Below are 12,545 nucleotides of genomic sequence, written 5' to 3' on the forward strand. Positions count from 1 at the left end.
CAACATTAATTAGTCAATGATATTTTACAAGCAATTATCCTTCTAATTTTGGTTTATTTCCATTGCAGAAATGTCCACTTGATTGCTTCTGTCAGTAGTTATCTCACTTGATTTTGCATGTCATTCTTTGAATCAGGCCAATAAAAACCCAGTGAGGTTTTTATTGGCCTGATTCAAAGAACGCTCATAAATTGGACTGACTTGACCCATATCTAAATTTGTTCCATCTTGCAACAATTCAACCAGTGCACGTTCCTGGGAGTTCGCTCGTATAGGGTTCACTAATTGTTGATATAAGTTTGCTTAACAACAAGGTTTTCCGATAATTTATAGCCTCACTAGAATGCCATTTATATCTGGTAAATGAATCGATTCGACATTGAATTTTCGAAAAATTCTTCGCAAACTAGATTATTTAAAAAGTGAATGTTATCCATAATTCGTTATAGCATTCATTTCGCTAATCAATGAAGTCAAAAACTGCACATCTGACATATTCACTTCAAACGTGCACTGATTTTATTGTCGGTGTCATTTTTCGAAAAAGAATGGCTACAAAAAAAGCACCCAGCTCTTAAACTGAGTGCCTCGTATATACTATTCTGACATCAATTTCAACGCGGCATCATACGCTTTGTCATTATCACTGATTTTAGTAGCTAATTCAGTTTCCAGCTTCGTCAACGTGTTCTTGTCAACGTTACCGGTCACTTGGATATTAGCGTGTTTTTGATAAGCCTTCACGGCAGCCGTCGTTGTACTACCGAAGTAGCCATTGACGTCATCCTTGAAATAGCCCATCGCTTTCAAGTATTCTTGGAAGGTCTTCACATCATCGTTGACCTTGCCGGCTTTCAAGTCATCCGGTTTACTGATAACCGTCAAACTCGCGTAACTCGGTTCAGTTGCTTTAATATCTGGGGTTAAGCCCTTCTTGTTGATCCAAGTGCCATCTGGCGTTAACCATTTAGCCACCGTGATCTTCATTTCGGTCTTATCCTTAAAGCTCGTCACCGTTTGCACGGTCCCTTTACCGTAAGATTGCGAACCCACTAATTTAACATTAGCGGATTGATGTAATGCAGCGGAGAAGATTTCGGCGGCGGAAGCACTCCCACCATCAATTAAGACCGTGGTTGGCTTGGTTTCCTTGAACCCGCCATCGTACTTCTTACCGGCAACGTATTTTTCGGCTTGGGCACCACGCGGCTGCACTTGCATGATGGTCTTCCCATTCTTCAAGAACATGGAGGCCATCTTCAAGGCCGCCGTCATCAAACCACCCGGATTGCCCCGCATGTCAATGACTAACTTCTTCGCGCCTTTTTTGTCCAGGGCCTTCAAAGCCGTCTTGAATTCCTTAGCCGTATTCGTTGAGAAGGTCGAAACGGTAATATAACCGATCTTCTTGTCACCACCGACCAGTTTGTAATTCACGGTCGTCACTGGAATTTTGGCCCGCTTCAAGTTAACCGTGAACGTCTTACCAGCACGCTCAATCTCAAGTGAGACGGACGTCCCAACTTTCCCACGCATTAAATTAACGGCTTGGGTCAACGTCTTGCCGGCAATCGACTTGCCATTCACTTTTTTGATGACATCTTTAGGCTTCAAGCCAGCCTTTTTAGCAGGTGTATCTGCGATTGGCGAGATGATTTGTATATAGCTCCCAGCCTTTTGCACCTGAGCACCAATCCCGGAGAACGAACTATCAATTGTATCATTCAAGCTCTCAGTCTCACTTTTATCCATGTACTCAGAGAACTTATCACCCAGCGAACTGACCATCCCATTGATGGCACCGTTCGCCAATTTATTCGAGTTAACGGGTTCATAGTAGTTATCACTGATCGTTGCGTAAACTGATTGAATCTTCTGCATCGCACTGTTCGTTTGTTGCATACTATTGATCTGTCGCGTCACCGCACGACCTAGGACCCAATAAGTCCCGCCAATCCCAATCACGAGTGCCGCAATCACCGAGAGAATATAGGTCCATAGACCGACACGGCGCTTACCCTTTTTAGGCTTGACTGGTGGCTTAACACTTTCGTCCGTGTTTGTTGCTGTTTGCTTTGGTTGTTCTGGCATGCCAGACTCCTCTTTCCTCACTAAATTGGCTTAGGCTTCACTTGCCAAATAGGCCTGCCAGCTGTCATCGAAAATGGTCATCGATGGCAAATAACCAGCATTTAATTCTAAATATTGTGACACCTCGTGAAAATCCTTACTCTGTTTTGGAAATTGGGGATCGAAGAAGGCGTTATTAGCGAACTCGGCCTCGCTCTCCGTACTATCAGGATTCCGCTGGGTCATTAAATATTGATAAAACGTTTTGTGCATGAACACGCCTCACTTAGTTGGTCTTTGGAATGTGCATTTCAAAATTGAACTCATTGTTAGGAATATCTAATTTATCAACACTAAACCGGACATCATTTTTCCCAACGATTTTGTTCAAATATAAGTTAATGGTCTTGTTTCTAGCGCTCAACTTAGCCCATTTTGGCAGCTTGTAGTTATTATTAATATAATTAATCACAAAGCTAATTGGCAACGACATCGTTCCCACGGACAGCTTCGTAGCCTTTAGTGAGATATTACCGTCGCTAATAACTGTTGGCTGCATCGTAATGACAAACGACACATTTTGACCGAGGACTTGGGTCGTCCCAAGTAAATAAGCTGCATCAGCCCGAACGACAAAGCGATATTTCAAATCTTGACCTTTTTGCAAATCAGTTAAGTAATAATCTGCTAAAGCGTTCAATTGATGCCGATTCATTTTAATTGGCACACTGGCGGCATCGGTCGTTTTGGTACTAGTGACCAATTGGGCTTCATTCGGTGTCCGAAAGACTTGGATCCCGAAGTACGCGCCACCGCCTAAAATAAGGGCTAGTAAGATAATCGCCAGCCATTTCCAAAAATTAACGGGACCACGGGACTTTTTCTCAACCGGTTGTTTTGCTGCCCGTTTTGCTTCTCTCATCTAAACGCCCTTCCTTACTTTTTAATTAGCCAAGCATCATGCGCCATCATGGTTTGATACAGCTTGGTCGTAAATACGTGATAACCTCGTTTATTCGGATGGAAGTTATCGCTATTTGAAATTAAATCATTGTCCTTGGATTCGGTCGTTAAGGCGGTACCCAAGGCCTTCGAATTGGTGATCTTCGTCAAATCCGTATTCGTCGACGACTTTTCAAGTTGCTTGATCTGTGCCGCCGTCTTGTACTGACCATGTGACATAACCGAATTAATATCCATAAAGTAAGCATGCGGATAGCTGGCTAACGTGGTTTCAGTCTGATGATTCCACTGATCGACATATTGCGAGATTGCCGTCACATTAGGAAAATTCACATAAATTGGATTATAGATACTAAACACAAAAATCGAAGCATTGGCATTTAAACTTTTCAATTTATCAAATAGCTTGGTCAACTTTTGCGCGTACGTATTTTGAGCCTTCGTAACAGTCGCATCGTTCTTCGTGGTGTTATTCGACGTCACTGAACCTTCCAGTGTCTGGAGCAAATCATTACCACCAACGGTCACCGTTAACACATCCGCATTCGCAATCTTGGTTTGTAACGTTTTGGATTCGTTGATCCGTGCCAAAATTTGGTCACTGCGATCACCGGACTTACCGGCGTTCGTCGCTGAGACCGTCAGTTTTTGTTTCTTCGTCAAGGTTTGCTTAATTTGACCAACGTAGCCACCTTCAGCTTCATCACCGACACCTTCCGTCAGCGAATCGCCGACCGCCACCAAGTTAATGGCTTTTTTATGCGCGATCGTTGTTTTTTTCTTAGCGCTCTTTTTAGGTGTTTTAGCGGCTTTTTTCTTGGTTGTCGTGGTGGTCGTCGTTGCTGGTGCTGGGTGCAACACATGATTCAGACCCCAAAAGGCCCCACCACCAACGATCGCCAAGACAAGCACGATTTTAACAACTTCCCATACTTTCCGCATGCAGTTCTAACAACCTTTCTTTCAGGGTTAACTTAAAACAAGAAGAGCTTGGGGGGTGTCCCAAACTCTTTTTTACAACGACAACTATTTAAGCAGGTGTCTGCGTATGGAATTCCACGGCAAAGGCACCGGGACCACCATGGGTCGCAATAATTGGCACCGTTGGTTGGACACTGACTTTAAGACTGGGGAGCGCTGCTTGGAGTCGAGACTTGTATTCTTCAACCCGTTCCGTCGCACCCACGTGTGAAATTGCGACTTCGACCACATTAGGCGTATTAATAATTTCTTCGATGACTTTGTCAAAGAATTTGTTAATCGCCTTGACCCCGCGACCTTTCATCTTCACGTCTAAGGCGCCATCGTCGACTTCCAGCGCAATTTTGACGTTCAATAAGGTACTAATCGCACCGGTGATGCGGCTAATCCGACCACCAGCAACTAAGTTATTTAACGTCATGACACCCATAAATAATTTAGTGTGCTTCTGCGTCGCATGGACCATGTCAATAACAGCTTCTTTGTCAGCACCCGTTTGAGCTAATTTTGCGGCGTTTAAAACTTGAAAGGCCATGGCACGATCGGTCGTACGCGCATCAATGACGGTCACATCCGTCTTACTGATTGAAGCCGCCTGTTCAGCGGTGTGCACCGTCCCAGAAATGGCTTCCAGCATATTGATGCAGACCACGGCAGAACCATCGGCACCTAATTTATCAAAGGTTTCGATAAATGTCCCTAGTGCTGGTTGGCTGGTCTTTGGTAACGACTTGGCCGTTGCCATCTTCGCGATAAATTCATCACGAGTAATTGTTTCATCTTCAATATAAATTGTGCCATCGATCATGACGGACAACGGAATCACTGTAATATCGTATTTTTCAATTTCGGCGTCCGTTAAATTTGCCGAAGAATCGGTCACAATCTTGATTTTCGTCATACTTTGCCACGCTTTCTTATACATGTAACGTTTACGGAACCATTACAATAAAATTAATGATTTTAGTATAGCAGAAAAAGCGTCTAGTTTCACTGTTACTTGTCGATTTAACGCCGTTGGTAATCCGTAAAACTAAACGCCCAAGGGTTCTGATCATCAGCATCGACCGTCTGCTCAGCGGTAACTCGCCACTGCGTATAATCAATTGCCGGCATCCAGGTGTCACCGGTAAACGCTTGTTGAATCTTAGTTTGATATAACCGATCAGCATGCGGTAAAACGGCGGCATAGACCGTCGCTCCACCAATCACAAAGATCAGCTCATCCGGTTTTTGCGCATTTAACGCCCACAATTCCGCCAACGATTGGAATTGTTGGACACCCGCGGGCAAAGCTAAAACTTGATGGGATAAGACGATATTTTGTCGATTGGGCAGGGGTCGTTTGAATCCATCAAAGGTTTTGCGGCCCATTATGACCGTATGATGACTGGTCAGGGCTTTAAAACGCTTGAGATCGGCGGATAAATGCCACGGCATTTGACCATTCGCACCGATCAGTCCATTTTCATCCTGCGCCCAAATTAAGGCAATCATGGCAGCCTCCTAAATAGCGACCGGCGCTTTGATGGCCGGTGCCGGATCATAACCAACGAGTTTGATGTCACTCATCTGGTAATCGAAGATACTTTGATGCTCGCCACTCAATTGCAACTGGGGTGCCGGTTTCGGCGTCCGTTGCAACTGTTCCCTAATTTGATCCACGTGATTCGTATAAATATGCGCGTCACCCAAGGTATGCACGAACTCACCAACTTGCAACCCAGTCTCTTTGGCAATCAACGCCGTCAGTAAGGCATAGCTGGCAATGTTAAACGGCACGCCCAGGAAAACATCTCCAGAACGTTGATACAATTGACAACTCAACTTGCCATCGGCCACATAAAATTGAAACAGCGTGTGACAAGGTGGTAAAGCCATGCTAGGCACATCTTCTGGATTCCAAGCAGAGACGATCAGGCGCCGTGAATCCGGCGTTTTTTTGATCATGTCGATGACGTTCGCGATTTGATCAATCGTTTCACCACTGCGCGTTTGCCAGTGGCGCCATTGCGCACCGTAAACATCACCCAAGTTACCGAATTTAGCCGCGAAGGCATCGTCATTGAGAATTTGGTCATCAAATTGTTGCATCGTCGCTTGATAGATCGGCTTAAAGTCGGCATCATCCAACCGGCGATGTTCAAAATTAGTCATGTCAGGGCCCTGATAAGCGGGACTCGTGACCCAATTTTTAAATGCCCATTCATCCCAAATATGATTATGATGTTTTAATAAAAACTGAATATTAGTATCACCATGCAAAAACCACAATAATTCACTTTTAATCAAGCCAAATGGGACTTTTTTAGTCGTGAGAATTGGAAACCCGTCGGCGAGGTTAAATCGCATTTGAGCCCCAAATAAACTGTAAGTTCCAGTTCCGGTACGGTCATCTTTGTAAGTTCCGTGATCTAAAATATCACGAGCTAATTGCAAATAAGGTTCCTCTAACATGCGGCACACATCCTCTCATTAATCGGCGTATTGACTCAAATAATCCCAACGATCCATTTTTTCATCAATCGACTTTTCAGTCGCGGTGAGTTCCTTTTGTAAATCAGCCAACTTGCCATAATCACTAGCGTTGTCGGCCATCGCAGCTTCAAGCTCACTCTTATGACTATCTAGGTCTTCAATGACCCCTTCGATCTTGTCATATTCGAGCTGTTCGGCATAAGTCAACTTCACCTTTTCTTTAGGTTTATCAGCTTTTTCCGGCGTTTTTTCTTCCGCTTGCTTCGACTTGCTCGTGACTGGTTTGGCAGCTTCTTTTTGATCTTTTAAGTAGCTTGAGAACCGACCGGCGTAACGCTCGATATGGCCTTGACCATCAAAAATCAACAGCTTCGTTCCCACTTTATCCAAGAAATAACGATCATGTGACACCGTAATTACGGTGCCCGCAAAACTCGCCAAGTAGTTTTCAAGGACGGTCAAAGTCCCAATATCCAAGTCGTTCGTCGGTTCATCTAGCAATAGAACATTCGGTTGTTGCATCAATAATTTAAGCAAATACAACCGGCGTTTTTCACCACCAGAGAGCTTTCGAATCAGCGTTCCGTGCATGGACCGTGGGAAGAGAAATTCTTCCAGCAATTCCGTGACGGAAACACGTTCGCCTTGTTTATTCAAGACATTTTCCCCGACCTCCTGCAGATAAGTAATGATGCGCTTATCTCCCGGAATCGGTTCCGTTTGTTGCGTATAGTACGCCATTTTGACCGTTTCACCGATCGTGACAGTCCCAGAATCCAGCGGCAACCGTTCAGCAATCACGTTCAACAGACTGGACTTACCTGCCCCGTTGATCCCAGTAATTCCGATGCGGTCATTAGCCTGAATCAGCATGGAAAAGTCATTCAGAATCGTCTGGTCGTCAAATTTCAAACTCGCATTTTTCAGTTCAATAACTTTTTTACCGAGGCGTTGCTGACCAAGCGAGATATCAACGTCGCTATCGACTTGTAAGGTATTCAAATTACCTTTCAAATCGTTAAAGCGATTAATTCGACCTTGTTGTTTCGTGCTACGCGCTGGCGCCCCAGCTCGCATCCAAGCAAGTTCTTTTTTATATAGTTGTTGCTGTTTGTGTTCGGCTGTCACGTCGCGAGCGACCCGTTCGGCTTTAGCTTGCACAAATGCTTGGTAGTTACCCGTATATTTGTACAGCTCACCGAAAGATAATTCAAACATTTGGTTAGCGACTTGATCCAAGAAATACCGATCATGGGTCACGACCATTAGTGCTCCTTTATACGAAGCCAAATAGGTCTCTAGCCACTCGATTGAATCAAAGTCCAAGTGGTTGGTCGGTTCATCCAATAGCAACAAGTCTGGTGACTGAATCAAGACTTGTGCCAGGCCGACCCGTTTTCGTTGTCCACCAGACATCGTTTTAACGGTCTGACTCAGATCAGTGATATGCAACTGCGTCAAAATCGTTTTAACGTCACTTTCAGCGGTCCATGCATCCTCTTGGTTCATCTTCGTTTCCGCATCCATATAGGCTTGTTGCGCCTGGGGATCTTCGGGATGTTGGCCATAGACAGTCAAGGTTTGTTCATAGTGTCGAATTGTCCGAAAAACTTGTTGACTACCGGCAAGGACGGCATCGATTACTGTCAAATTTTCGTCCAAATCTGGCTGTTGTTTCAAGTAACCAATTTCATAATTTTTAGGCATGACTAGTTCGCCAGCTTCTGGCGTCGTGATGCCCGCTAAGACATCCAATAAACTCGTTTTACCAGAACCATTGACGCCAATCACGCCGATACGGTCATGTTCATTAATAATAAACGAAATCGCTTTAAATAGTGTTTTCTCACCGTATGTGCGGGTCAGATTTTCTGCTCTTAATGTTTGCATGTTCTACGATCCACCCTTTTTACATCATTACACATCTTGTTCTAGTGTTAGACTTATTTTACCGCCTGCCGGTTGGGACCTAAAATGCTGGAACGCCATGGGCCGTTTTGAAGCCCAAAAGCGGTCTTCAAAGCCGACCTTGGTCTAAGTCCGGGGAAACACCCGCACTAAGACCAACTTCATGGCTGAGCATTTTAGCTCCTAACCTCTCGGCTAAACTTGTAGTATTTCTACTAAATAAAAATAGCAAGTCATCTAACGCCGGACGGTTCGAAATTGGCTCAGTGGTGTCGTTTATCTTTGACGGTGGTTTTCTGTCTTAGATAAAGCCCGGCTTGGAAGACCGCACTTTGGCTTCCAAACGTGGCCACCACGTTCCAGCCAATTTCGAACCGTCCAGAGTGGCAAAAGTTACACTCCAATACAAAAATGCATCATTACGTTCTATCTTAGCTAGAATTCAAGGAAAACACAACTCGCAGGTTAAATTTCGACAATAAAAGAGCTCAGGTTTTCACCCAAGCTCTCAGTCGGATTACTGCTTATTTCTGATCGCCGTAAACATCTAAAACAGTGTTTTCAGCATCAACAACTAGATGTAATAACCCATCCGTTGACAGTGAACTGGTTTGATAAACATTATCTAACCCATCCACGTCCTTGGCTTTGAATGGCAAGTAAACTTGTTCACTCCCACGTTCGTCACCAAACAAGATATCAACTTTTTCAATATCTTGGAAATGTGTGACCCGTTCGAACATCCCACTAGTTACGGATGCCAAATGAGTTGTATCTGGATCGACGGCGTCAGCATCTGGTTCAAATTCAGCCTTGAATGACTTGCAAGGATGAATAATCGTCATTTTGCCACCTTTGATCCGGCCATAACTGGTCGTGACCCGGCTGATCCAAAGGTCGGAAATATCCTTATGATTAACGACCCAAGTATCACCATTGCGGAAATAAAACTTTAATGCTTCTAATGCTCTATCCATATATGATCACCTCATTGAAGAATTAGTTTCACCTCAATCGTAACAGATTAACAGAAAATATCAATTATTTTCTGTATCCGCTACCATCGTTGCAAAATCAAGCAATTTTTCAAGTTCATTTGGAACTTGGCTCGTCACTACAGCCACTAACAGTTGCGCTAAAACCTGACCCATTTGTGGCCCTGGTTGCACAATTTTCTGTTTTAACAAATCGCCACCATTAATTGCCAAGGCGTGCTTGTCTTGAATCGGCAAAGCCGCATATGCCGCTGTCAATTCCGACTGTGGTCGACCGAAGCCGAGCAAATTAGCCACAGTATTAGCCGTTTTAAGCGCTGCTGCCCCCGCTGTGAACAAAGTCATTGGTGCCAGGGTCGCGTCCTGCTGCAAGGCTCGCATGACCGTCCACGCCGCTGTCACGTGGTCAATCAGCTCATTGCTGGTCTTCCATGCTTTTAACAACTGCCTGATTGCCGCTTCATTAGGCAATGCCATCAGCCAAGCCAGCAAGGTCCAAGTGCTCTCGATACTGTCCAAATGCCATTCTGGTAGGACAATCAATTTTTGTAACATTGGCAACTGATCGGCCATTTTTGGCATATAACGATACAGTTCCGTTTGCACTAGTGCCTGCAGCCCACGGTCTGGTCGTTGACCCATTAATAGTTTTTCCCATTCAACGCGAGTACGTTCAACGGCGATCTTGGTCAAAAGTAGCGCATTGTCCGCAATTGCCTGTTGCGTGGCGGGTTCAATATTAAAGCGGAGTTGACTAGCAAAGCGAACGGCGCGCATCATGCGCAACGCGTCCTCGTGGAAACGATCTTCAGCGACACCCACGGCCCGAATCACCTGAGCATCCAAATCTGCGAGACCATCGAATAAATCAATGACTTCACCATTTGCCCGCATTGCCAACGCGTTGATCGTAAAATCACGGCGTTTTAGATCTTCTTTGAGTGATCGGACAAACGTGACCTGATCCGGCCGACGAAAATCTTGATAGCCAGATTCCGTCCGAAATGTGGTCGTTTCATAACCCTTACCGTGATCCAAAATCATTACCGTGCCATGCTCGATTCCTGTATCAACGGTTCGCTTGAACAAGCCTTTGACTTCGGCTGGAAACGCGCTCGTTGCAATATCCACATCGTGAATCGGTTTGCCTAAAATGGTGTCACGAACGCTCCCACCAACAAAGTACGCTTCATAACCAGCCGCTTCAATCGTGTCAATAATGGGCTTAGCTTGTTCGAACTCGGTCGGTAATTGCGTCAAAATCATAGTAAGTTCTCCAAGCCGATAAAGAGTTCATGATACTGGTTAATTTTTTCAACCGCAACCTTCACACCAGTCATGAATGAAATCCGGTCGTATGAATCTTGACGAATCGTCAAGCCTTCACCGGGACCACCAAACATCACTTCTTCATGTGCGACTAAACCAGGTAAACGAACGGCGTGGATACGCATGCCTTCATATTCCGCCCCACGTGCACCAGGTAAGGTTTCAGTAGCGTCTGGGTTGCCTTGTTGCTTAGGCTTACGAACTTCCGCAATCTTCTTAGCAGTGCTAATCGCCGTCCCACTTGGTGAATCAATTTTGTCATCGTGGTGCATTTCAATAATTTCAACATCTGGGAAATATTTAGCGGCTTGTTGTGCGAATTGCATCAGCAAAACTGCACTAATCCCGAAGTTAGGGGCGATTAAACCGCCAACTTGCTTTTCTTTAGCTAATTTTTGTAAATCAGCCACTTGTTCATCGGTCATCCCAGTCGTCCCGATCACTGGTGAAATGCCATGATTGATTGCAAATTTAGCATTCTCGTAAACCGCGGTTGGAATCGTAAAGTCGATCCAAACCGTGGCGTCCGTTTTAATCGCGTCTAAATTATGGAAAGCTGGGACATCTTGACCCTTGAACCGGTCGTCTTCACCCAAGTTACTATCCTTACCGCGCGCATCAAAAACTCCGACCAATTCAAAATCAGCGTTATCGATCACCATTTGAGCAGCCGTGCTACCCATCCGACCATGATAGCCGGCAACCATTACTTTAACCAAATTAATTTCCTCCTCAAATTTAACTCGGCTCGGTGTCGAACACTGAGTCCAGTTAATAATCACTATTACAGTTTAACAGATAACCGCGCATTGGTTAATCGTCAACCTTTTAGATTACACTTTCCGCTGTGATCAGACTGGCAGACGCCGAAATGTGGCTTTCACTACTGTGCATCCACCCAAACAAAAAAAGGACTACTAGTGGCGCTAGCAATCCTAATTTAAATTAACTAACATTTGAAAAATCGATCACGACAACCTAATCACCAATCTGCGTGTTAAATCAAACCATCGATCGTATCCAACACACCATCATGGTTGTTGTCTAAGGCGGTTTCATAATTAGCCATCGCTTTGACCGTTGGGATAGCATTTCGCATGGCATAGCTGTAATCGGCCTCACGTAACATTTCCAAATCATTACTATTGTCGCCAAAAGCGGCGGTCTGGCTCGCGCTGATCTGCCAACGACGCTGTAAGAACGCTAGTCCAAACGCCTTATCAACATTGGGGGCAATCACATCTAAACCACCGTAACCGCTCGCAGTAGCCCGTAAACGACCCTTAAAGTGGTCATTAATCACCGTGGCGTGATATTCAGCGCGGTGATCTTGCCAACCAAAAGTCGCCTTGTAAATATGATCATCAACTGCGGCCAGATCATTGACCACCGATAGATTGCTCAAGAAATACTGCATCACTTCATTATCATCTTGTGGCCGAATATAAGCCCCATTTTTACCAGACAACGAAGCCCCGGCACCGGCTAACTCGGGGGCCGTCGCCACAAAAGTCAGCAACTCCTGTAAAACAGTCGGTGTCAACAAGCTTTCGCTCAACACATTGCCATGATTATCAATCACTAAGCCGCCATTTTCAGCAACATAAGTAATTTCGCCCTCGATTTTGTCGAAAACTTCAATACAATGTTGTAACTGGTTCCCGCTAGCAACAGCGAAATGTTGCCCATTCGTCGCCATTTGAGCCAATTGCGCTTGAAAACGGCCGTGATCAAAGCCATGATCATCTCGTAAAAAAGTCCCATCCAAATCGGATGCAATTAACGCTACTTTCAATCCAATGCCTCCTAGTTTAGTCAACC

12 protein-coding genes are annotated in these 12,545 nt (G+C 44.9%); all 12 read right to left on the reverse strand.

Annotation, left to right across the window (positions count from 1 at the left end; all coding sequences use genetic code 11):
* Window positions 1-597: 597 nt before the first annotated feature.
* Window positions 598-2,091 carry a S41 family peptidase gene (locus FFM64_RS06115; protein WP_137607134.1) on the reverse strand — a complete coding sequence of 498 codons (1,494 nt, stop codon included), beginning with the start codon at window positions 2,089-2,091 and terminating at the stop codon, window positions 598-600.
* A gap of 30 nt (window positions 2,092-2,121) precedes the next feature.
* On the reverse strand, window positions 2,122-2,343 hold the full coding sequence (locus FFM64_RS06120) for a YozE family protein (RefSeq protein WP_137607135.1): 222 nt from the start codon (window positions 2,341-2,343) through the stop codon (window positions 2,122-2,124).
* Between the two features lie 13 nt (window positions 2,344-2,356).
* The gene (locus FFM64_RS06125) at window positions 2,357-2,992 is read right to left on the reverse strand and encodes a YpmS family protein (RefSeq protein ID WP_137607136.1); all 636 of its coding nucleotides are present in this window, start codon (window positions 2,990-2,992) and stop codon (window positions 2,357-2,359) included.
* Window positions 2,993-3,006: 14 nt separating this feature from the next.
* Window positions 3,007-3,975 carry an SGNH/GDSL hydrolase family protein gene (locus FFM64_RS06130; protein WP_137607137.1) on the reverse strand — a complete coding sequence of 323 codons (969 nt, stop codon included), beginning with the start codon at window positions 3,973-3,975 and terminating at the stop codon, window positions 3,007-3,009.
* Window positions 3,976-4,063: 88 nt separating this feature from the next.
* The gene (locus FFM64_RS06135; RefSeq protein WP_137607138.1) at window positions 4,064-4,915 is read right to left on the reverse strand and encodes a DegV family protein; all 852 of its coding nucleotides are present in this window, start codon (window positions 4,913-4,915) and stop codon (window positions 4,064-4,066) included.
* Window positions 4,916-5,022: 107 nt separating this feature from the next.
* A complete protein-coding gene (locus tag FFM64_RS06140; RefSeq protein ID WP_137607139.1) occupies window positions 5,023-5,511 on the reverse strand; it encodes a dihydrofolate reductase in 489 nt (162 codons plus the stop codon).
* A 9-nt stretch (window positions 5,512-5,520) separates the two neighbouring features.
* Window positions 5,521-6,471 (reverse strand): thymidylate synthase, encoded by a 951-nt coding sequence (locus tag FFM64_RS06145; RefSeq protein ID WP_137607140.1) that lies wholly within the window; start codon window positions 6,469-6,471, stop codon window positions 5,521-5,523.
* Window positions 6,472-6,489: 18 nt separating this feature from the next.
* The gene (locus tag FFM64_RS06150; RefSeq protein WP_137607141.1) at window positions 6,490-8,382 is read right to left on the reverse strand and encodes an ABC-F family ATP-binding cassette domain-containing protein; all 1,893 of its coding nucleotides are present in this window, start codon (window positions 8,380-8,382) and stop codon (window positions 6,490-6,492) included.
* Window positions 8,383-8,924: 542 nt separating this feature from the next.
* Entirely contained in the window at window positions 8,925-9,377 is a 453-nt protein-coding gene (locus tag FFM64_RS06155; RefSeq protein WP_137607142.1) for a hypothetical protein, read from the reverse strand.
* 60 nt (window positions 9,378-9,437) lie between these two features.
* Window positions 9,438-10,661, reverse strand: coding sequence for a CCA tRNA nucleotidyltransferase (locus tag FFM64_RS06160; protein WP_137607143.1), 1,224 nt, complete (start codon window positions 10,659-10,661; stop codon window positions 9,438-9,440).
* Window positions 10,658-11,443, reverse strand: coding sequence for a 4-hydroxy-tetrahydrodipicolinate reductase (gene dapB, locus FFM64_RS06165; RefSeq protein ID WP_137607144.1), 786 nt, complete (start codon window positions 11,441-11,443; stop codon window positions 10,658-10,660). Before dapB ends, FFM64_RS06160 begins: the two co-directional genes overlap by 4 nt.
* 278 nt (window positions 11,444-11,721) lie before the next feature.
* Window positions 11,722-12,519, reverse strand: a complete 798-nt coding sequence (locus FFM64_RS06170; RefSeq protein WP_137607145.1) for a Cof-type HAD-IIB family hydrolase — start codon at window positions 12,517-12,519, stop codon at window positions 11,722-11,724.
* Window positions 12,520-12,545: the final 26 nt, after the last annotated feature.

Source organism: Lactiplantibacillus daoliensis (assembly GCF_005405005.1).
Lineage (GTDB): Bacteria > Bacillota > Bacilli > Lactobacillales > Lactobacillaceae > Lactiplantibacillus > Lactiplantibacillus daoliensis.